The 20,712-nt window shown below is 71.5% G+C and carries 23 protein-coding genes and 2 tRNA genes; 15 read left to right on the forward strand and 10 right to left on the reverse strand.

Annotated elements, in window-relative coordinates:
• Positions 1–37: 37 nt before the first annotated feature.
• From IFT73_RS12700 to glpK, 3 genes are all read right to left on the reverse strand, one after another.
• A complete protein-coding gene (locus IFT73_RS12700; protein WP_192167941.1) occupies positions 38–829 on the reverse strand; it encodes a DUF4097 family beta strand repeat-containing protein in 792 nt (263 codons plus the stop codon).
• Complete coding sequence (locus IFT73_RS12705; RefSeq protein ID WP_192167942.1) at positions 826–2,571, reverse strand: glycerol-3-phosphate dehydrogenase/oxidase; 1,746 nt, start codon at positions 2,569–2,571, stop codon at positions 826–828. Before IFT73_RS12705 ends, IFT73_RS12700 begins: the two co-directional genes overlap by 4 nt.
• Before the next feature lie 81 nt (positions 2,572–2,652).
• Positions 2,653–4,164 carry a glycerol kinase GlpK gene (gene glpK / locus IFT73_RS12710; protein WP_192167943.1) on the reverse strand — a complete coding sequence of 504 codons (1,512 nt, stop codon included), beginning with the start codon at positions 4,162–4,164 and terminating at the stop codon, positions 2,653–2,655.
• Positions 4,165–4,211: 47 nt separating this feature from the next.
• Between glpK and IFT73_RS12715 the strand changes: the two genes are divergently transcribed.
• A complete protein-coding gene (locus IFT73_RS12715; protein WP_192167944.1) occupies positions 4,212–4,877 on the forward strand; it encodes a histidine phosphatase family protein in 666 nt (221 codons plus the stop codon).
• Between the two features lie 63 nt (positions 4,878–4,940).
• Positions 4,941–5,489 (forward strand): hypothetical protein, encoded by a 549-nt coding sequence (locus IFT73_RS12720; RefSeq protein WP_192167945.1) that lies wholly within the window; start codon positions 4,941–4,943, stop codon positions 5,487–5,489.
• A gap of 18 nt (positions 5,490–5,507) precedes the next feature.
• Here IFT73_RS12720 and IFT73_RS12725 read toward each other — a convergent pair whose 3' ends face one another.
• The gene (locus IFT73_RS12725) at positions 5,508–6,494 is read right to left on the reverse strand and encodes a pirin family protein (protein WP_192167946.1); all 987 of its coding nucleotides are present in this window, start codon (positions 6,492–6,494) and stop codon (positions 5,508–5,510) included.
• Between the two features lie 130 nt (positions 6,495–6,624).
• Between IFT73_RS12725 and IFT73_RS12730 the strand changes: the two genes are divergently transcribed.
• From IFT73_RS12730 to IFT73_RS12760, 7 genes are all read left to right on the forward strand, one after another.
• On the forward strand, positions 6,625–8,166 hold the full coding sequence (locus IFT73_RS12730; protein WP_192167947.1) for an NAD(P)/FAD-dependent oxidoreductase: 1,542 nt from the start codon (positions 6,625–6,627) through the stop codon (positions 8,164–8,166).
• 42 nt (positions 8,167–8,208) lie between these two features.
• Positions 8,209–8,281, forward strand: a tRNA-Lys gene (locus IFT73_RS12735).
• Between the two features lie 109 nt (positions 8,282–8,390).
• Complete coding sequence (locus IFT73_RS12740; protein WP_192167948.1) at positions 8,391–8,729, forward strand: TraR/DksA C4-type zinc finger protein; 339 nt, start codon at positions 8,391–8,393, stop codon at positions 8,727–8,729.
• Between the two features lie 57 nt (positions 8,730–8,786).
• Positions 8,787–9,023 carry a hypothetical protein gene (locus IFT73_RS12745; RefSeq protein WP_192167949.1) on the forward strand — a complete coding sequence of 79 codons (237 nt, stop codon included), beginning with the start codon at positions 8,787–8,789 and terminating at the stop codon, positions 9,021–9,023.
• A 40-nt stretch (positions 9,024–9,063) separates the two neighbouring features.
• A complete protein-coding gene (locus tag IFT73_RS12750) occupies positions 9,064–9,378 on the forward strand; it encodes a zf-TFIIB domain-containing protein (protein ID WP_192167950.1) in 315 nt (104 codons plus the stop codon).
• Between the two features lie 38 nt (positions 9,379–9,416).
• Entirely contained in the window at positions 9,417–10,271 is an 855-nt protein-coding gene (locus IFT73_RS12755) for an NAD-dependent epimerase/dehydratase family protein (protein WP_192167951.1), read from the forward strand.
• Entirely contained in the window at positions 10,268–10,585 is a 318-nt protein-coding gene (locus IFT73_RS12760) for a DUF503 domain-containing protein (RefSeq protein WP_192167952.1), read from the forward strand. The genes IFT73_RS12755 and IFT73_RS12760 overlap by 4 nt, the downstream gene beginning before the upstream one ends.
• Before the next feature lie 13 nt (positions 10,586–10,598).
• Here IFT73_RS12760 and IFT73_RS12765 read toward each other — a convergent pair whose 3' ends face one another.
• Both IFT73_RS12765 and IFT73_RS12770 read right to left on the reverse strand, forming a co-directional pair.
• Complete coding sequence (locus tag IFT73_RS12765; protein WP_192167953.1) at positions 10,599–11,282, reverse strand: response regulator; 684 nt, start codon at positions 11,280–11,282, stop codon at positions 10,599–10,601.
• A gap of 13 nt (positions 11,283–11,295) precedes the next feature.
• A complete protein-coding gene (locus IFT73_RS12770) occupies positions 11,296–13,809 on the reverse strand; it encodes an ATP-binding protein (protein WP_371811264.1) in 2,514 nt (837 codons plus the stop codon).
• Between the two features lie 169 nt (positions 13,810–13,978).
• Between IFT73_RS12770 and IFT73_RS12775 the strand changes: the two genes are divergently transcribed.
• Positions 13,979–15,028 carry an aldolase/citrate lyase family protein gene (locus IFT73_RS12775; protein WP_192167955.1) on the forward strand — a complete coding sequence of 350 codons (1,050 nt, stop codon included), beginning with the start codon at positions 13,979–13,981 and terminating at the stop codon, positions 15,026–15,028.
• Between the two features lie 8 nt (positions 15,029–15,036).
• Entirely contained in the window at positions 15,037–15,918 is an 882-nt protein-coding gene (locus IFT73_RS12780) for a CoA ester lyase (RefSeq protein ID WP_192167956.1), read from the forward strand.
• Between the two features lie 63 nt (positions 15,919–15,981).
• Here IFT73_RS12780 and IFT73_RS12785 read toward each other — a convergent pair whose 3' ends face one another.
• The 3 genes from IFT73_RS12785 to IFT73_RS12795 all read right to left on the reverse strand — a co-directional run bounded on the left by IFT73_RS12785 (position 15,982) and on the right by IFT73_RS12795 (position 17,966).
• Positions 15,982–16,236, reverse strand: a complete 255-nt coding sequence (locus tag IFT73_RS12785) for a hypothetical protein (protein ID WP_192167957.1) — start codon at positions 16,234–16,236, stop codon at positions 15,982–15,984.
• Between the two features lie 331 nt (positions 16,237–16,567).
• Positions 16,568–17,686: an FUSC family protein gene (locus IFT73_RS12790; protein WP_192167958.1), complete on the reverse strand. Its 1,119-nt coding sequence runs from the start codon at positions 17,684–17,686 to the stop codon at positions 16,568–16,570.
• A gap of 31 nt (positions 17,687–17,717) precedes the next feature.
• On the reverse strand, positions 17,718–17,966 hold the full coding sequence (locus IFT73_RS12795) for a DUF3618 domain-containing protein (RefSeq protein ID WP_192167959.1): 249 nt from the start codon (positions 17,964–17,966) through the stop codon (positions 17,718–17,720).
• A 74-nt stretch (positions 17,967–18,040) separates the two neighbouring features.
• Here IFT73_RS12795 and bcp point away from each other — a divergent pair, with 74 nt between their 5' ends.
• The 4 genes from bcp (at position 18,041) to IFT73_RS12815 (ending at position 19,842) form a co-directional block, all read left to right on the forward strand.
• Entirely contained in the window at positions 18,041–18,508 is a 468-nt protein-coding gene (gene bcp, locus IFT73_RS12800) for a thioredoxin-dependent thiol peroxidase (RefSeq protein ID WP_192167960.1), read from the forward strand.
• A gap of 32 nt (positions 18,509–18,540) precedes the next feature.
• Positions 18,541–18,622 (forward strand) — tRNA-Leu (locus IFT73_RS12805).
• A 51-nt stretch (positions 18,623–18,673) separates the two neighbouring features.
• Positions 18,674–19,408 carry an AIM24 family protein gene (locus IFT73_RS12810; protein ID WP_056611322.1) on the forward strand — a complete coding sequence of 245 codons (735 nt, stop codon included), beginning with the start codon at positions 18,674–18,676 and terminating at the stop codon, positions 19,406–19,408.
• Positions 19,409–19,416: 8 nt separating this feature from the next.
• Positions 19,417–19,842 carry a GAF domain-containing protein gene (locus tag IFT73_RS12815; protein WP_192167961.1) on the forward strand — a complete coding sequence of 142 codons (426 nt, stop codon included), beginning with the start codon at positions 19,417–19,419 and terminating at the stop codon, positions 19,840–19,842.
• On the opposite strand, the gene IFT73_RS12820 is transcribed toward IFT73_RS12815, so the two are convergent.
• On the reverse strand, positions 19,832–20,704 hold the full coding sequence (locus IFT73_RS12820; protein WP_192167962.1) for an EamA family transporter: 873 nt from the start codon (positions 20,702–20,704) through the stop codon (positions 19,832–19,834). The two genes, IFT73_RS12815 and IFT73_RS12820, sit on opposite strands and share 11 nt — an antisense overlap.
• Between the last annotated feature and the right edge of the window lie 8 nt (positions 20,705–20,712).

The raw sequence follows: 20,712 nt of genomic DNA on the forward strand, positions 1-20,712 counted from the left end.
GGTCCGGGGGTCTTGTCGTTCCTGCGCTCCGACGACCTCAGCGGCGCGACAGCGAGATGTCGCCCGAGTCGGTCGTGGCGCGGATGAAGCCGTCGCCGTCCTCGTCGGAGTCGATCGACGACGACACGTCGCCCGACTCGGAGGTGGCCGTCACGTCGTACGTGCGCTTGCCACCGGCGAGGGTCGCGGTGATGTCGCCCTCGCGGGACGTCGCCTTGACGGCGAACGGCTGCGACGCGAACGTCGCTGTGATGTCGCCCGTGCCGGTCTGCACCGCGAGCTCGTCGAGCTCGAGCCCGGAGGCCCGGACGTCGCCGCTGCCGCTCTGGATCGTCAGGACTCCCTCGGTGACGTCGCGCACCGAGACGTCGCCGGACGTCGTGCGGACGACGACCGGGAAGCCCTTCGGGATCTCGAGCGTCGTGTCGACGCCGCAGCCCGGGTTGAGCCAAGTCTGGCAGCCCGAGACGATCTTGATCTGGTCGCCGCGCCGGCCGATCTCGAAGTCCGTCTTGCGCAGGCCGCTCGTGATGCGCGCCGAGACCCGGACGAGGTCCTCCGTGCCCTGGACGATCCGCAGGTCGGACGATCCCGCGTCCACGACGATCTGCGCCGACCGGCCGATCTCGATGTCGCTCGTGGACGTCGTGGTGCTGCGCTGGAGGATCGAGAAGCCCAGCACGAGGCCGGCGACGACCGTCACCGCCAGGACCGTCCCGACGACCGTGAGCAGGGTGCGCGACGCCGGCGAGCGGACGTCGTAGTCGGCGACGACCTCCTCGTCGGTGACGGCGGTGCCGTTCGTCATGGTCTCGTCGTCGGCGCTCATGCCATGCCCTGCCCGTCTCGCGTCGACACCGGCACGACGTCGTCGGCGCCCATGCGGGCGGCGTCGGCGGTCTCGTCGTCCGGCATGGTCTGGCTCTCGCGCTCGGCCTCGACCCGCTTGAGGTAGTGGTCGACCTCGTTGTCGCGCTGCTCGGCGGTCCACCCGAGCACACCGCCCATCAGGTCGGCGACCTCGGCGGCGACGTCGACGCCGCGGTCGAACGTCTCGATCGAGATGCGGGTGCGCCGGGCGATCGCGTCGTCGAGGTGCCGAGCGCCCTCGTGGCTCGCGGCGTAGACGATCTCGGCACGCAGGTAGTCGTCGGCGCCGGTCAGCGGGGCCGCGAGGTCGGGGCGCGCCTCGATCAGGTCGAGCACCTCGGAGATCAGCGATCCGTAGCGGTGCAGCAGGTGCTCGACGCGTCCGACGCCGAGACCGCTGGTGCGGGCGATCTGGTGGCGCTGGTTCCACATCGCGCCGTAGCCGTCGGCACCGAGCAGCGGGACGTCCTCGGTCACCGAGGGCGGCACGCCGCGGTCGGACACCGCGGACATGCCGTGCACCGCCGCGTCGACGGCGTCCTTGGCCATGACGCGGTACGTCGTGTACTTGCCGCCCGCGATCACGACCAGGCCCTTGACGCTCGTGCCGACCGCGTGCTCGCGCGACAGCTTGCTGGTGGCCTCGTCCTCGCCGGCCAGGAGCGGACGCAGCCCGGCGTAGACGCCCTCGACGTCGGCGTGCGTCAACGGCTCGACCAGCACGGCGTTGACGTGGTCGAGCAGGTAGTCGATGTCGCTGCGGCTCGCGGCGGGGTGGTCCTTCGACAGCGACCAGTCGGTGTCGGTCGTGCCGATGATCCAGTGGCGTCCCCACGGGATCACGAACAGCACCGACTTCTCGGTGCGCAGGATCAGCCCCGACTCGCCGCGGATGCGGTCGCGGGGCACGACGAGGTGGACGCCCTTGCTGGCCCGGACGTGGAACTGGCCGCGCTCCCCCGCGAACGACTGCGTCTCGTCCGTCCACACGCCGCTGGCGTTGACGACCTGCTTGGCGAGGATGTCGAACTCGGCGCCCGACTCGAGGTCCTTGACGCGCGCGCCGACGACCCGGTCGCCGTCGCGGACGAGGTCGACGACCCGCGTGCGGCTCGCGACGTGGGCCCCGTAGGCCGCGGCGGTGCGCGACAGGAACATCGTGTGGCGGGCGTCGTCGACCTGGCCGTCGTAGTAGTGCAGGGCGCCGACGAGCGCGTCCTTCTTGAGCGCGGGCATGATCCGGCGGGCACCGCGACGCGTCAGGTGGCGGTGCAGCGGGACGTCCTGGCCGTATCCGGACGCCTTGCTCATGGCGTCGTACAGGGCCACGCCGGAGCCGGCGTAGAACCGCTCCCACACCCGGTGCGTCAACGGGTAGATGAAGCCGACCTCGTGGACGAGGTGGGGCGCGAGCTTCTGCAGGCTCAGACCGCGCTCCTTGAGCGCCTCGGCCACGAGCCGGAAGTCGAGCATCTCGAGGTAGCGCAGCCCACCGTGCATCAGCTTGCTCGACCGGCTCGAGGTGCCGGACGCGAAGTCGCGGGCCTCGACCAGGCCGACGGTCAGGCCGCGGGTCGCGGCGTCGAGGGCGGCCCCGCCACCGACGACGCCGCCGCCGATCACGAGGATGTCGAGCGGTGTGGACGCCATCGCGTCGAGCGCGGCGTGGCGGTTCTCGGGCGACAGGGCGACGGGACGCATGCTGACAGTCAATCAGTCCTGTCACAGCGCGGCTAATGCCCGCGACCCGATGTGACCCAGCAGACGCCTCCCGGCACGGCGCTAGTCGAGGTCGACCCATCCCATCGTGCGCTCGACGGCCTTCTTCCACTGCGCGTGCCCCGTGTCGCGGTCGTCCTGGGTCGACGTCGGCTCCCACCGCCTCGACTCGTTCCAGTTGGCGACCAGCTCGTCGGTCGTCGACCAGAAGCCGACCGCCAGACCGGCCGCGTACGCCGAGCCGAGGGCCGTCGTCTCGGCCACCACCGGGCGGCTGACGGGCACGCCGAGCACGTCGGCCTGGATCTGCATGCACAGCTCGTTGGCCGTCACCCCGCCGTCGACGCGCAGGATCTGCAGGTCGAGGTCGGCGTCCGCGATCATCGCGTCGACGACGTCGCGGCTCTGGTAGCAGATCGCCTCGAGCGCGGCGCGCGCCACGTGGGCACCGGTGTTGTAGCGCGAGAGGCCGACGATGACGCCGCGGGCGTCCGAGCGCCAGTAGGGCGCGAACAGGCCCGAGAAGGCCGGGACGAAGCTGACGCCACCGTTGTCGTCGACGCTCGCGGCGAGGGCCTCGGAGTCGCCCGCGGCCTTGATGATGCCGAGCTGGTCGCGCAGCCACTGGATCGCCGAGCCCGTCACGGCGATCGACCCCTCGAGCGCGTAGACCGCGGGCGCGTCGCCGAGCTGGTAGGCGACGGTCGTGAGCAGGCCGTGCGTCGAGCGGACGATCTCGGTGCCGGTGTTGAGCACCAGGAAGTTGCCCGTGCCGTAGGTGTTCTTGAGCTCACCGGGCTCGAAGCAGACCTGGCCGACGAGGGCCGCGTGCTGGTCGCCGAGGTCTCCGGCGATCGCGACGGCGCCCGAGAACGGCCCGTCGTCCGTCGTGTGGCCGTACACCTCCGACGACGACCTGATCTCGGGCAGCATCGCGCGGGGGACGTCGAAGATCGCGAGCAGCTCGTCGTCCCAGGCGAGGGTCTCGAGGTCCATCAGCATCGTCCGGCTCGCGTTCGTGACGTCGGTCAGGTGCAGACCGCCGTCGGGGCCTCCCGTGAGCCACCAGATCAGCCACGTGTCGATCGTGCCGAAGATCGCGTGGCCGGCGTCGGCGTCGGCGCGCACCCCGTCGACGTTCTCGAGGATCCACTGCAGCTTGCCGCCGGCGAAGTAGGGCGCGGGCGGCAGGCCCGCACGCTCGCAGATCAGCGCGCCCGCGTCACCGCGGTTGAGCGCGTTCGCGATCTTGTCGGTGCGCGTGTCCTGCCACACGATCGCGTTGTAGTAGGGCTCACCGGTGCGGCGGTCCCACACGACGGTGGTCTCGCGCTGGTTGGTGATGCCGATCGCCGCGAGCCCGTCGGCCTCGATGCCGGCCCGGCCCATCGCGGCCTGGACGACGTCCTGCGTCGCCTCCCAGATCTCGTGCGGGTCGTGCTCGACCCAGCCGGCCTCCGGCATGATCTGCTCGTGCTCGAGCTGGTGCCGGGCGACCTCGTTGCCGTCGTGGTCGAAGACCATGAACCGCGTGCTGGTCGTGCCCTGGTCGATCGCGCCGACATACTTCGCCATGGGCAGACCCTATCCGTAGCGCGCCGACCCCTCCGTAGGCTTCGGTCATGCGCCTGATCCTCGTCCGCCACGGGCAGACCCCCGCCAACGTCGACGGCATCCTCGAGTCGACCGTGCCCGGGCCGGGCCTGACGTCCCTCGGCTCAGAGCAGGCCGAACAGCTCGTCGGGGCGCTCGCGGACCAGCCGATCGACGCGCTCTACGTCTCGACGATGGTGCGCACGCACCTGACTGCGGCACCGCTCGTGGCCGCCCGCGGCCTCGAGCCGGTCGAGCGCGCCGGCCTGCGCGAGATCGCGGCCGGCGACGTCGAGGGGCTCAGCGACGATGCGTCGGTGCACCAGTACGTGTCGACGCTGTTCGCGTGGTGCGGCGGCGACCTCGACCTGCGCATGCCGGGCGCGCAGACCGGGCGCGAGGTCGTCGAGCGGTTCGACGAGGTCGTGGCCGAGGTCGAGGCGTCCGGTGCCGAGAACGTCGCGCTCGTCAGCCACGGCGCGATCATCCGCGCGTGGTGCGCCGTGCGGGCCGACAACGTCGACCTCGACTTCGTCACCGACCACTACGTCACCAACACCGGCGTCGTCGTGGTGGACGGCTCGACGGCCGAGGGATGGACCGTCACGTCGTGGCTCGGTCAGAGCGTGTCCGAGGCCGCCGCGCAGGGCGTGTCCGCCGATCACAGCCCCGCCTCGGAGCACCTCGACGACTAACCAACCGCCGCGTCGTTCGTTGAAGTGACCATGGGTCGGACGAGACGTGACAGGACGCGGACGGTGGCGGCGGTCGCGGCCGTCTCGGGCGTGGTGGTGATGGGCTTCGCCCTGTCGACCCTCCTGCTCGGAGGCTCGGAGGCCGAGCCGCGCGCCGAGACGACCGTGGCCGTCCCCTCGGTCGACACCCCCGAGTACGTCGCGCCGTCCGACGCCGCCGACACCGATCGGGCCGGCTCGCCGACGAGCGGCCTCACCGGCATCCCGGGCTTCCCCGGCGCGGGTGCCACCCTGACGGGGCTCGGCGGCGAGGGCGGAGTCAAGGGGCTGCCGAAGATGCGCATCACGCTGAGCATGACCTCGGCCGCCCCGATCGCCTACGTCGGCTACATCGTGCCGACGAGCCTCGACAGCTCGACCGGCACCGTCGAGAGCCCCGGGACGTCGTGGTCGATGACGACGATCGGCTACGGCCCGCCCGACTACGCGCAGCTGTTCTCGATCGCCGGTCCGGCCGGCATCCCGGTCACGTGCACCATCACGGTCAACGGCGAGGTCACCGAGCAGCGGACAACGACCGGGCCGTACGACCAGATGTTCTGCCAGGGCTGACCGGACCGGCGCGGGCCGCTACTCCGGCAGCAGCTCGCCGTGGACGTCGTCGTGCGGGACCGTCGGGATCGTGCCGAGCCGTCCCTTCTGGAAGTCGGCGAACGCCTGGGCGACCTCGGCCTTGGTGTTCATGACGAACGGCCCGGCCCAGGCGATCGGCTCCCGGATCGGCAGGCCGCCGAGCAGCACGACCTCCATCGCGGGGTCCTTGCCGGCCTGCTGACGGTCGGCGCCGACCGTGACGGTCTCGCCGTGGCCGAGCACCGCGAGCTGGCCCGCGCGCAGCGGACGTCGCTCGCGCCCGACGTGGCCCGTGCCGCCCATGACGTAGACCAGCGCGTTGAAGTCGGTGCGCCACGGCACCGTCATCTCGGCGCCGGGCAGCACCGTCGCGTGGACCATCGTCATCGGCGTGTGGGTCGAGCCCGGGCCCTCGACGCCGTCGACCTCGCCGGCGATGACGCGCAGCAGGGCTCCGGCGTCAGGGGTCGACGCGAGGCCGACGTCGGTGCCGCGGATGTCCTGGTAGTGCGGCGGCAGCCACTTCGAGGCCTTCGGCAGGTTGACCCACAGCTGCAGACCGTGGAACACGCCGCCCTTGACGACGAGCCACTCGGGCGGGGTCTCGATGTGCAGCAGGCCCGATCCGGCGGTCATCCACTGGGTGTCGCCGTCGGTGATGGAGCCGCCGCCACCGTGGGTGTCCTGGTGGTCCATGACGCCGTCGATCATGTAGGTCACGGTCTCGAAGCCGCGGTGCGGGTGCCACGGGGTGCCCTTGGGCTCACCGGGCTGGTACTCGACCTCGCCCATCTGGTCCATGTGGATGAAGGGATCGAGCTGGCGGGCGTCGACACCGGCGAAGGCGCGGTGCACGGGGAAGCCCTCCCCCTCGTAGCCGATCGGCGCGGTCGTGACGCTGACCGGCGCGCGGTCCTCGGTCTGGGTCGGCGTCGCGATGACGCGCGGCAGGACGGTCCAGTCGGCAGCGGTGACAGCAGGCATCGGGTTCTCCTCGGTAGGTGTCTCAACCTAATTCAACATTCAACTACCGTCAAGCATTCCCCGACCGCGGAGCCGCATCGGTGCCCACACGTACGGACGCGGCGGACCGCCCGACCCTAGGCTGGACGCCATGACGCAGACCCCGCCCGCCCGTGCCGACGCCGTGATCGTCGGTGGCGGCCACAACGCCCTGGTCGCCGCCACCTACCTGGCCCGCGCCGGCCGCGACGTCGTCGTCCTCGAGCGCCTGCTGCACGTCGGCGGCGCGGCGATCAGCGCCCAGACGTTCGAGGGCCTCGACGCACGCCTGTCGCGCTACTCGTACCTCGTCAGCCTGATGCCCCAGCAGCTGATCGACGAGCTGGGTCTGCGCCTCGAGCTGCGCTCGCGCGACACGGCGTCGTACACCCCGTACGGCGACTCCGGACTGCTCGTCGAGACCACCGAGGGGCCGGCGACCCGCGACTCGTTCCGCGCCCTCACCGGCTCCGACGACGACCTCGACGCGTGGCGACGGTTCTACGCCGAGGTCGCCGACCTCGCCGGCGTCGTCGCGCCGACGCTGCTCGAGCCGCTCCCCCACATCGGCAACCTGCGCGACCTCAGCGACATGGCCGTGTGGACCGACGTCGTCGACGAGCCCCTCGGCGCCGCGATCGAGCGGCGGTTCTCGCACGACCTCGTCCGGGGCGTCGTCGGGACCGATGCGCTGATCGGCACGTTCGCGTCGCTGCACGACCCCTCGCTCGTCCAGAACCGCTGCTTCCTCTACCACCTGATCGGCAACGGGACGGGCGAGTGGCGGGTTCCCGTGGGCGGCATGGGTGCCGTGACGGGCGAGCTCGAACGCGTCGCCCGCGAGGCCGGGGCGACGATCGTCACCGGCGCCAGCGTCACGACGGTCACGGCGTCGGACGACGGCGTGGTGGTCGCCGGCGACGGCTTCTCGGTCGACGCCGACGTCGTGCTGAGCGGCGTCGCGCCGTACGTGCTGGCCGGGCTGATGGGACGACCCGCGCCGCCCAAGCCGTCCGGCTCGCAGTTCAAGGTCAACCTGCTCGTCTCCCGGCTGCCCCGTCTGCGGTCGGGCGTCGACCCCGCGATCGCGTTCGCCGGCACGTTCCACCTCGGGGAGTCGATGAGCGAGCTCGAGACCGCGTGGCGTCAGGCGTCGGACGGCGAGCTGCCGGACCGCGCCGCCGGCGAGCTGTACTGCCACACGCTGACCGACCGCTCGATCCTCGGCCCGGAGCTCGTCGCGAGCGACGCGCAGACCCTGACGTACTTCGGCCTGCACACGCCGTACGAGGTGCTGCCGGACGCGGCCGCGGCCGAGCGGGCGTACCGCCAGGTCGTCGACGCGCTCGAGGAGCACCTCGCCGAGCCGTTCGAGCCACTGGTGCTCGGCGTCGAGCACAAGACGCCCGCGCAGATCGAGGCCGCCCTGGGCATGCCGGGCGGGCACATCTTCCACGGCGACCTGCAGTGGCCGTGGCTCGAGGAGGACGAACGCCCCCGCTCGGCGGCGGCCCGCTGGGGCGTCGAGACGTCCCACCCCCGGGTGCTGATGTGCGGCAGCGGAGCCCGCCGCGGAGGCGCAGTCAGCGGAATTGCAGGGCACAACGCGGCCCACGCGGTGCTCGAGGGAGGCCTGGTTTCGAGAACCACCTGACCCCCTGCTAACGTTTCTCTCGCTTCGTGGCTCAGCCACTCGGCGGCATTAGCTCAATTGGCAGAGCAGCTGACTCTTAATCAGCGGGTTCGGGGTTCGAGTCCCTGATGCCGCACTGTGAAGGCCCCGTTCCTCGCCGAACGGGGCCTTTGCTCTTTTCAGAGCAGTCTCTTTTCAGAGCAGTCTCTTCTCGGAGCAGTCTCCTTCTCGACGAGGTGCACGCGATGGACACCGGCACCGCGACGACCGTGCTCGAGGCCGAGCGCGTTGCGTCGCAGCGACTGCTCGCCTCGTTGACGCGCGACTTCGACGGCATCGTCGAGGCGTCCGCCGACTCCAACGCCGACGACGAGCACGACCCCGAGGGCTCCACGATCGCCTTCGAGCGCTCGCAGGTCAGCACGATGGTCGGGCAGGTGCGCGGACGGCTCGTCGAGATCGATGCGGCCCTCGAGCGCGTGCGTGCCGGGACGTACGGGGTGTGCGAGCGGTGCGGGGCGACGATCCCCGACGGACGGCTCGAGGCACGGCCCGTGGCCCGCCGGTGCGTCCCCTGCTCGTGACGTCTGGCTCCTCGAGCGCGCTGGCGAGGCCGTGCGGCTCGACGTAACGTGGGTCACATGGCGAGCCGACGGTCACCCGAGTCGCGGGCCCTCGAGGCGCTCGTGGTGCTCGCGGTCGGACTCGTCGTCCTGACGGTCGTGGCCGCCGTGCTCTACCGACCCGGGGCACCGCGGTGGACGCACGTCCTGGTCGACGGGGTCGGCTGGATGCTGATCGTCGCGACCGGCACCGTGCTGACGGTGTCGGCGGTCGAGAAGCTCGTCCAGCTCACCCGTCGCCACCCCGGCCACTGACCTGCGGGAACTCTGGCAGCTCGACGCGAGTTGGTCAGGTATGAAGTGCCCCACCGACAGCGCCACCCTCGTGATGAGCGAGCGGGCCGGCATCGAGATCGACTACTGCCCGGAGTGCCGGGGGGTGTGGCTCGACCGCGGCGAGCTCGACAAGATCCTCGAGCGGGCCGCCGCGGACGTCCCCGCCGCGCCCGCCGCCCCCTCCCCCGTGCCCCAGCAGCAGTACGCCGAGCCGCGGTACGACGCTCCCCGCCGTGACGAGTCCCCCCGGTACGACGACCGGCGTGGCGGCTACGGGCAGCAGCCGTACCGCAAGAAGAAGAAGGAGCACTGGCTCTCGGAGATCTTCGACTGACGCGGAATACCGTCGGTATGGTCCCGGTTGACGCAGGCATGAAGATCTTGCTCACCGGCTCCACCGGACTCATCGGATCGGCCGTCACGGCGGCACTCGTCGCGCAGGGACACCAGGTCACCGCGGTCGTCCGCAGCCAGCAGTCGTCGCTCAAGGCCAGCGACCTCGGCGCGACCGGCGTCATCGGCGACCTGTTCGACGCCCCGTGGCTCGCCTCCGAGCTGCGCACGCACGACGGCCTCGTGCACACCGCCGCCGGCGGGGACGAGCGCGACGCCGAGCTCAACGACTCGGTGATCACCGCTGCTCTCGACGCCTTCGGCGGCACCGACAAGCCGTTCGTGCACACCGGTGGCATCTGGACGTACGGCTCGGGCGACGCGATCGTCGAGACCCAGGAGCCGCATGCCCCCACGATCACGTCGTGGCGGCCGGCCGGCGAGCAGCGCGTCCTGACCTCGGACGTCAAGGGGTCGGTCGTGCAGCCGGGCATCGTCTACGGCCGCGGAGCCGGCATCCCCGCGATGCTGGCCGGCGGCGTCGACGGCGGCACCCTGACCCTGATCGGCAGCGGTGAGCAGCACTGGACGACGGTCCACGTCGACGACCTGGCCGATCTCTACGTGCGGGTCCTGACCCGGGCACCGGGCGGCAAGGCGTACATCGCGGCGTCCGGGGACAACCCCACGGTCCGCGAGCTCGGCGAGGCGGTGACCCCGACGGTCGAGCCGGAGTCGGACGACGCGACGCTCGAGCGGCTCGGAGCGTTCGGCGAGGCGCTCCTGCTCGACCAGCAGGCGACGGGCGAGCGCGCCCGGAGCGAGCTCGGCTGGACGCCCACGCGTCCGACCCTCGTCGAGCTGCTGACGAAGGGCTACCCCGCCGACGCATGAGCGGCGGACGCGACGGCACGTGGGTCGGCTGGATCTCGTTCGACCTGCTGCTGGGCGACGTGCACTCCCTCAAGCAGAAGCGGTCGGTGGTCCGTCCCCTGATCGCCGACCTGCGGCGGACGTTCTCGGTCTCGGCGGCCGAGACGGCCGCCCTCGACCTGCACCGACGAGCAGGGATCGCCGTCTCGGTGGTGGCGGCCGACAGCCAGCACGTGAACGACGTCCTCGACCGGGTCGAGGACCTGGTCGCCCGCCGACCGGAGATCGAGCTGCTCTCGGCCCTGCGGCGCGTCGTGCGCGCCGATGACCTGTGACGCTCCCGGGCGTTCAGGAGCTCGACGTCACCAGGCGGTAGCCGATGCCGGGATCGGTCAGGAACATCGTGGGGCGGGACGGATCGGACTCGAGCTTGCGGCGGATCTGCGCGAGGTAGACGCGCAGGTAGTTGGTCTCGCGGTCGTAGCCGGGGCCCCACACCTCGTGCAGCAGATCGGCCTGGCGGACGAGCCGGCCCTGTCGCCTGGCCAGCACCTCGACGACGTGCCACTCGGTCGGCGTGAGCCGCACCTCGTCGCCGCCGCGGGTGGCGCGGCGCTCCGTGACGTCGAGACGCACGTCGCCGGCCGTCACGACGAGCGCCGCCTCCCCCGCCCCGGACCTCCGGATGGCCGAGCGGACGCGGGCGAGCAGCTCCTCCATGTCGAACGGCTTGGTGACGTAGTCGTCGGCACCCTCGTCGAGCGCCTCGACCTTGTCGTCGGACTCGTGACGGGCCGACAGCACCACGACGGGCACCTGCGTGAACGTCCGCAGCCGCTTCAGCACCGCGACGCCGTCGAGATCGGGCAGACCGAGGTCGAGGATCACCGCATCGGGCATCCGCTCGTCGACGACCTGCAGCGCCGAGCGTCCGTCGCCGGCGGTCTCGACGTCGTAGCCGCGGGCTCGCAGGTTGATCGACAGCGTGCGCAGGATCGCGGGGTCGTCGTCGACGGCCAGCACGAACGTCATCGTCCGCCCCTCCTCATCGTCCGCCGCCCGCCGCGGGCAGGTCGAGGACGAACGTCAGCCCGCCGCCGGGCGTGTCCTCGGCCGTCAACGTACCGCCCATGGCCTCGGTGAGCCCGCGGGCCACGGCCAGGCCCAGGCCGACACCCTCGCCGCGCGGCACGTCGCCCAGCCGCTGGAACGGCTCGAACAGCCCGCCCCTCTGCGCCGCCGGCACCCCGGGACCGCGGTCGACGACGCGGACGACGACGCGTCGGCCGGTGGCCGGCGTCGCCTCGACCGCGACCCGGGTGCCGTCCGGCGTGTAGGCCACGGCGTTGCCGACGACGTTCGCCAGGACCCGCTCGAGCAGCCCCGCGTCCGCCCCGACCAGCGCAGCATCGGGGTCGACCGTCACGTCGACCCGCGAGCGTCCCGCCAGCGGCGTGACGGCCGCGTGGACCACATCCTCGAGCTCGACCTCGTCGACGTGCGCCTTGACCGCGCCCATCTGGATGCGGCTCATGTCGAGCAGGTTCGAGACCAGCTCGTCGAGCCGGTCGGCCCCCTCCTCGACGGTCTCGAGCAGCGCGGCCTCGTCGTCGGCCGACCACTCGATGTCGGTGTTGCGCAGGCTGCTGACCGCCGCCTTGACCGCCGACAGGGGCGACCGCAGGTCGTGCGACACCGCCGCCAGCAGGGCGGTGCGCGTGCGGTCGGTCTCGGCCAGCACCCGTCGCTCGCTGCTCTCCCTGGCGGCCTGGCGACGCTCCTCCAGCACCGAGGCGTGCGCCGCGTACGCCTTGAGCAGACGCTGGTCGGCGGCCGGCAGCGACCGTCCCACGAGCACGAGGCTCGAGTCGTCGTCGATCGGCATGACGACGTCGGCCGTCGCGGCGTCGACCGTCTCGCCGTGGGCGTGCCGCACCTCGCCGTCGGCCGCGACGATCGCCGCCCCCTTCATGCCGAACAGCTCGCAGGCGCCGGCCAGCAGCGTGCCGAAGTCGCCCGCGTGCAGCAGGCTGTGCGACAGCACCGTCAGGGCGTCCGCCTCGGCGCTGGCCTTCTCGGCCTGGGCCGAGCGCCGGGCGGCCAGGCCGACGACCGACGACACCGCGACGCCGACCACGACGAACAGCACGACCGCGAAGGCGTTCTCGCCGCTCGCGATCGTGACGGTGCGCAGCGGTGGCGTGAAGAAGAAGTTGAGCGCGAAGCCGCTGACGAACGAGCAGACGATCGCGGGCCACCGTCCTCCGACGATCGCCGAGCCCACCACGAGCGCCATGAACAGCATCGCCTCGGTCGGCAACCCGTGGACGTCGGGTGTCGCGAGCAGCAGGGCGGTCAGCGCGAACGGGCCCAGCGCACCGATCGCGTACCCGCCGGCGCGCCGGCGCCAGCCGAGATCGGGCGAGGTGCGCACGGTCCCACGCTTCCGGCGTGCCTCGTCGTGCGTCACGATGTGGACGTCGATGTCGCCCGACTCGGCGATCACGATCTCGCCGACACCCGGGTTCGCGAGCGTCGAGAGGCGCCCGCGCCGGCTCGCGCCGATCAGCACCTGCGTCGCGTTCTCGCCCTTGGCGAAGTCGAGGATCGCGGTGGCGGTGTCGTCGCCGACGACGGAGTGGAACGTGCCGCCCATGTCGGTCGTCATGGCGTGCAGGCGGTGCAGCCGGTCGGGATCCATCTGGACGAGCCCGTCTCCGCGCGTCACGTACAGGGCGGCCCACTGCCCCCCACCGGTCCGCGACGCGATGCGCGCCGCCCGCCGCATCAGCACCTCCGACTCCGGACCGCCGGTGACCGCGACGACGATGCGCTCGCGGGCGGCCCACGTTGAGTCGATCTCGTGCTGCGCGCGGTAGCGTCCCAGGCCCTCGTCGACGCGATCGGCCAGCCACAGCAGCGCCAGCTCGCGCAGCGCCGTCAGGTTGCCCTCGCGGAAGAACTGCGACAGCGCGGCGTCGACCTTGTCGGCCGCGTAGACGTTGCCGTGCGCCATGCGACGGCGCAACGACTGCGGGCTCATGTCGACGAGCTCGATCGCGTCGGCCCGCCGCACGAACGTGTCGGGCACCGTCTCGCGCTGCCGGATGCCGGTGATGGCCTCGACGACGTCGTTGAGCGACTCGAGGTGCTGGATGTTGACGGTCGTGATGACGCAGATGCCGGCCTCCAGCAGCTGCTCGACGTCCTGCCACCGCTTGGCGTTGTCCGCCCCGTCGGCATTCGTGTGGGCCAGCTCGTCGACCAGGGCGACCTGGGGGGCCCGGGCGATCACGGCGGCGACGTCGAGCTCCTCCTGCGCCGAGCCGTGGTGGTCGAGCACGCGGCGCGGCACCACCTCGAGGTCGCCGACCTGCTCGATCGTGCGCTCGCGGCCGTGCGTCTCGACCAGGCCGATCACGACGTCGGTGCCGCGGGCGGCCCGTCGCCGGCCCTCGTCGAGCATCGCGTACGTCTTGCCGACGCCCGGCGACGCACCGAGGTAGACACGGAGACTGCCCCTGGTCGGCGAGTCCCCGGTGCGCGGTGCTGGTTCCACGCTCACAGTGTGCACCCGTGCGCCGCGAGGACGTCCGCCAGCGCCGACCTCACGGGCCCCACGGTGCCGATCGGCGACGGCGTCGGCATACTGGCCGGTAGTTTTGACGTCCGGCACCCCCCGACGCCACCACTCGACGCCCACCTGCCTCGACAGAGAGTTGACCCGCGTGCGCAATCCCCGAGCATTCCTCCGCCCCCTCGCCGTCGGCGCGCCGACGCCGCTCGCGGACATCCCGTTCCGCCCGAGCCGCATGATCCACTTCTTCGACCCGAGCAACCCGAAGATGGCCGACAAGGTCCCCGACATCGCGAAGAAGGTCGACATCATCCTCGGCAACCTCGAGGACGCGATCAAGACCGAGAACAAGGAGGCCGCGCGTCAGGGCCTGGTCGACATCGCCCGGAAGACCGAGTTCGGCGACACGCAGCTCTGGACGCGCATCAACAGCCTCGACTCCCCGTGGGCGCTCGACGACCTCATCACGCTCGTGACCGAGATCGGCGACAAGCTCGACGTCGTCATGGTGCCGAAGGTCGAGGGCGCCCAGGACATCCACTACGTCGACCGCATCCTGGCCCAGCTCGAGGCCCGGGCGGGCCTGACCCGGCCGATCCTCGTGCACGCGATCCTCGAGACCGCCGAGGGCATGACGAACGTCGAGGAGATCGCGGCCGCGAGCCCCCGCATGCAGGGCATCTCGCTCGGCCCCGCCGACCTGGCCGCGTCCCGCCGCATGAAGACGACCCGCGTCGGCGGCGGCCACCCCGGCTACCTCGTGCGCGAGGACCCCACGGGCGACGACCTGACCCAGGGACGCACGACGTACCAGCAGGACCTGTGGCACTACACGATCGCGCGCATGGTCGACGCGTGCGCCGGCAACGACATCCTTCCGTTCTACGGACCGTTCGGCGACATCAAGGACGTCGTGGCGTGCGAGGACCAGTTCCGCAACGCGTTCCTGCTCGGCTGCGTCGGCGCGTGGAGCCTGCACCCCGTGCAGATCGACATCGCCAAGAAGGTCTTCTCCCCCGATCCCGCCGACGTCGCGCACGCCAAGGAGGTCGTCGAGGCCATGGGCGACGGCTCGGGAGCCGTCATGATCAACGGCAAGATGGAGGACGACGCCTCCTGCAAGCAGTGCATCGTGATGCTCGACCTGGCCCGTGCGCTCGCCGAGCGCGACCCCGAGCTGGCCGCCGCCTACGACCTCTGAGGACCGACATGACCGACACCGCCACCGTCCTGCGCCCCCGGCGCTCCGTCCTCTACATGCCGGGAGCCAACGAGCGCGCGCTCGAGAAGGCCAAGGGCATCGACGCCGACGCCCTGATCCTCGATCTCGAGGACGCCGTGTCGCCCGACGCCAAGCCCGAGGCGCGCGACCGGGTGTGCGCCGCCGTGCAGTCGGGTGAGTACGGCCACCGCGAGCTCGCGATCCGCGTCAACGGCATCGGCACGCAGTGGCACGACGCCGACATCGCCGCGGCCGCCGCGGCCGGGCCCGACGCCGTCCTGGTGCCCAAGGTCAACTCCGCCGCCGAGGTGCTGCAGCTCGTGGCGGCGCTCGAGGCGGCCGGCGCACCCGACCGGACCCAGCTGTGGGCCATGATCGAGACGCCCGTCGCGCTGCTGCACGCCGAGGAGATCTGCGCCGCCCACGAGCGTCTGACCGTCATCGTCATGGGCACCAACGACGTCGTCAACGAGACGTTCGGCCTGCACGTCCCCGGGCGCAACCCGTTGGTGCTGACGGCCCTGTCGCTGTCGCTGCTCGCGGCGCGCGCCGCCGGCAAGGTCATCATCGACGGCGTCTACAACGACGTGAAGAACCTCGAGGGATTCGACGCCGAGGCCCGGCAGGGACGCGAGATGGGCTTCGACGGCAAGACCCTGATCCACCCGGGTCAGGTCGAGCCGGCCAATGCGGCGTTCGCGCCGTCCGAGGCCGACATCGAGCACGCGCAGTCGATGATCGAGACCTTCGAGCAGGCCCAGGCGGCCGGCCAGGGCGTCGTGACGTTCAACGGCCGGATGGTCGAGGAGCTGCACGTGCGCGACGCGCGGCGCATCCTGGCCTTCGCCGACGCCATCGCCTCGCGCTGACGCCTGACGACGTCGTCCCCGGCGGGTGCCTGACGGCTCGCCGGGGACGACGTCGCTGACGGGTCAGCGGTTGCTGCGGATTCCGTGGACCTGGGTGTAGATCGTCTGCTTCTGCTGCTGGAGCCTGCGGCGCTGACGCACCGACTCCAGGAGCACAGTTCGATCGATCTCGGACAGCTCGTCCCAGGCGCGCGTCTCACGGCCCTTGCGGGACTCGAAGAGTGCCACTGCCTTCACCCCCTCTCCGTCGTGTTCGTCCGTGGACGGGCATTCGTGGATGTGCTGAGCGGGCATGACGTGGTCGAGCGTGGTGTTCATGGCGCGCCTCCTTTCAGAAGGTTCGGGTGGGTGGGTCGAGGACGGCTCGTCCCTGGGGCGAAGGCCCCGGGAACGACGAAAAACCGCCCCGGATCGACGATCCGGAGCGGCAGAAGTGCCAACAGACGTGGGCTACTTCAGGTGCGGTGCTCCGGAGGTGTGACCGGCGAAGGACGAGACGACGTGGAAGGACGTCACGGTCGTCATCGGGGTGATGATCTGATCCATGGGTCCACCTCTTCCGTCGTCAGGCCCCCGGTCGGGAGCAGCTCCAGCAACGTAGCGCACCCTGGCGGAGGGTGTCCACCTCCGCCGTCCGGGCCCATCCGGCTCAGTCGAAGTCGAGGCTCTGGTCGATCTCGTCGCGGGTCGCGCCGCTGGCGTACAGCAGGTCGGCGGCCAGCGACCGCACCTGCGCCGCGATCGCGGCCGAGTTCATCGTCATCGCGGCGGGCAGCGCCGTGACCGCGATCCGGGCTGCCTCGACGAGCTGCTCGCGCGCCTCGGCGAAGTCGTCGTGCTCCGACAGGTCGTCGGCGAAGATCTCGACGGCGCGGGCGAGGCAGTCGATCGCCCGGTGCATGTCGGCCGGCGCGGACTCACCGTGGCGCAGCATCGCCGCGGTGCGCCGCGCCAGCACCCGGGCGTCGCGGATCGCGTTGTCGAGGTCCCTGACGGCACCGACGTAGAGGTCGAGGTGGTCGCGCTGCTTCCAGCGCATCGGCGACATCTTGGCGATCTCGGTGACGTTGACCGCCGTCGACTCGAGGGCCTGCAGGTCGGGCTGCATCGCGCGGGCCTCGGTCAGGGCCTTCTCGGCGAGGTCGGCGTCGGCCAGGCGCATCGCCTCGGCGCAGCGCGAGAGGACGGCCGAGAGACGTCGCAGCAGCTCCTGCGTCTCGACGTCGATGTCGCGAACGGGGTTGCGCGGCACCAGCAGGATCAGCGCCAGGCCGCAGCAGCCGCCGATGAACGCGTCCAGGAAGCGCGTGACCGCCGGATTGCCGGCGTTCGCGGCCGGCACGACGGCCGCGAGCAGCACCGACGAGTTGGCCGCCTGCGTCAGCGCGAGGCCCTTGATGCCCACCAGGGTGCTGATGACGACGGTCAGGACGACGACCAGCGCGATCTGCCACGTGCCCCGGCCGATCGTGAGGATCAGCAGCTCGCCGACCAGCACGCCGAGGGCCACGCCGAGCACCAGCTCGAACAGCGTCCGCGCTCGCACGCCGGCTCCGGCCACGATCACGATGACCGCCGAGATCGGCGCGAAGAAGGCCTGCGAGTGCCCCAGCAGGTGCGTCGAGATGAAGAAGGCGAGCGCCGTCGAGACGCTGAGCCGCAGCAGCAGCCGCCAGCGCTTGCGCACCAGCCGCAGGCGGTCGTCGAGGCTCAGCGTCGGACGGCGCAGACGGATGCGCCGCAGCGGGACGTCGCGCGACGGGCTCACGATGCGGCGGACGCCCTCGTGCCGGGCATGATCAGCGCAGGAACCGGCGCAGCACGACGATGCCCGCGACGACGGCGAGAGCGCCACCGACGAGCGGCGCGATCGTCTCGAGGCGCGGCGAACCGGTCTCGTCGACGAAGTGCGCCTTGAGGTCGGCCAGGCTGCGGCGGGCGACGTTCTTGGGGTTGGACCGGTCGATCAGGGCATCGACGGTGTCCGCCAGACGGTCGCGGATCACATCGATCTCGTCGACCAGATCATCGGGTTTGGCGTTCGCCACGTCGTGCCTCGCTCACTCGGTCGTTCACGGAGGTGCGGGCCGGCTGCCCGCACACGTACGTCAGGATAGTCCGCATGACGACCCGACTGCAGGCAGGCGACACCGCACCCGACTTCACGCTGACCGACGACACCGGACAGCAGGCCACGCTGTCCGACCAGCAGGGCAAGGTCATCGTCTACTTCTACCCCGCCGCGATGACCCCGGGATGCACCAAGCAGGCCTGCGACTTCAGCGACTCGCTCGACCGACTGCAGTCCGAGGGCTACACCGTCCTCGGCATCTCGCCCGACAAGCCGGAGAAGCTGGCACGCTTCCGCGAGAACGACGGCCTGACCATCACGCTGCTGTCGGACCCCGAGAAGGAGGTCCTCACGGCGTGGGGCGCGTTCGGCGAGAAGAAGCTCTACGGCAAGGTCGTGCAGGGCGTCATCCGGTCGACGTTCGTCGTCGAGGACGGCACGGTGCAGCTCGCGCAGTACAACGTCAAGGCCACGGGTCACGTCGCCAAGCTGCGCAAGGACCTCGGCCTCGAGTCCTGAGCGCCCGCGTCCGACTAGGATCGGTCGCGCAAGCCGATGTGGTGAAACTGGTAGACACGCAGGGTTTAGGTCTCTGTGCTTTCGAGCGTGCAGGTTCAAGTCCTGTCATCGGCACTCGCCGGAACCGTCGTTCGTTGTCATGTCACGACCCACGAAAGGCACGCCATGAAGTCAGAGCTCTTCGCCCAGGCCCACCACGAGGTGCAGACCTCGGAGCGGTTCACGCTGCAGAACCCACGGATGCTCAAGGTCACGCTGGGCGCGCCCGTGCTCGCGACCAAGGGCGTCATGGTCGCCTACCAGGGCCAGGTCACGTTCGAGCACAAGTCGGCCGGCAGCCTCGGCAAGCTCATGAAGAAGGTCGTCACGAGCGAGGACAACCCGCTCATGACGGTGGCCGGGCAGGGCGAGGTGTTCTTCGCCGACACCGCCAAGAACGTGTTCGTCCTGACCCTCGAGGGTGACGGCATCTCGATCAACGGGCGCAACCTGCTGGCGTTCGACGCGTCGCTCGACCACGACATCCGCCGGGTCAAGGGCGTCGGCGTCGCGGCGGGCGGGCTGTTCAACACGATCGTGTCGGGCACGGGCCAGGTCGCGCTGGTCGCCGACGGCGACCCCATGATCCTCGACTGCTCGCAGCAGCCGACGTACGTCGACATCAACGCCGCGGTGTGCTGGTCGGCCAACCTGACGCCGCAGCTCCACAACAGCATGTCGATGCGGTCGTCACTGCGCGGCGGATCCGGCGAGGCGTTCCAGTACGCCTTCCAGGGCCCGGGCTTCGTCGTCGTGCAGCCGTCCGAGGGGCCCGCCTACCCACAGGGTGGCGGCGGCAACGGCGGGGCGGTCGCGGGTGCTGCCGTCGGCGGCGGCATCCTCGGCGGCATCCTGAGCTGAGCCGTCACGTGACCGACCCGGTGTACCGCGCTCCCCTGCGCTCGCGGCGCGACGACGTCGACCACGCGGCGGCCGTCGAGCACGCCCTGCGCAACGGTCTCGTCGGCGTCGGCGAGGCCACCGACGAGCGGTCCGAGCGTCGGCTCGAGCGGTTCGCCGCGGTGCCCTCGGGAGCCTTCGTCTGGACCCGGCACCCGGACGGTCGCACGTTCCTCGGACGCATCACGGGGCCGTGGCGACGCGACGACGAGGGGGCGTCGGTCGACCTCGTGAACGTCCGCGACTGCGACTGGGTCGACGAGCCGGTCGACGCCGCCGTGACACCGGCCGCCGTGCAGCAGACGTTCGCGCGCGGCGGCCGGAACTTCCAGCAGACTCACCCCGGTGACGTGGAGTCGGCCACGGCGCACGTCTGGCGGCGGCTCAACGCCTGACGGCGAGCAGCGTGACGCCGGCGAGCAGCGCCGCGAGCCCCGCCCAGCCCGCCGCGGACAGCTGCTCGCCGAGCAGCGCCAGGCCCAGCACGCACGCCGTCAGCGGCTCGACCAGCGTCAGCGTCGACACCGACGACGCCGACAGCGACCGCAGCCCCGCGGCGAACAGCACGTACGCGATCACGACCGTCACGATCGCGAGCCAGGCGATCATCGCGACCCCCGACGTGCTCGTCGTCCACGACAGGTCGACCAGCAGCAGGAACGGTGCCGCCATCACGGCGGCCGTCGCGAACACGCTGCCGATCGCGGCGGTGGCGCTCCATCCGTCCGCCAGCAGCCGTTTCGCCGCGAGCGTGTAGACCGCGTACGACAGCGCGGCGCCGAGCGACCCGGCGAGCCCCGCCGCGCTCACGGCCTGGCCGGCGCCGTCGACCAGCCCGCCGATCAGCGCGACGCCCGCCACCGCGCACGAGGTGCCCACGAACCACGCGCGGGTGGGCACCTGCCGCGTCAGCACCCACTCGAGCAGGCCGGTCAGCACGGGAGCGGCGCCGAGCGTCACGACCGCGCCGACCGCGACACCGTTGAGCCGTGCGCCCGCGAAGAACGTCGGCTGGTACGCCAGTACCCCGGCACCGCCGACCAGCACCGCGACGAGCTGGGGACGCCCGAGGGTCGGCGGGACGAGCCGCGACCGTCGCGCGAGCCAGCACGCCACGCCGCCCAGCAACAGCCCGCCGACGACGATGCGCGTCAGGCCGACGGCACTGCTCGAGGCGGCGCCGGGCCCGTAGGCCTGGGCCGTGCCGGTCGTCCCGAAGCAGACCGCCGCCGCGAGGACGAACAGGATCGGGCGCACACCCGATT

Origin of the sequence: Aeromicrobium sp. CFBP 8757, from assembly GCF_014841755.1 — a bacterium.
In the GTDB taxonomy this organism is placed as follows: domain Bacteria; phylum Actinomycetota; class Actinomycetes; order Propionibacteriales; family Nocardioidaceae; genus Aeromicrobium.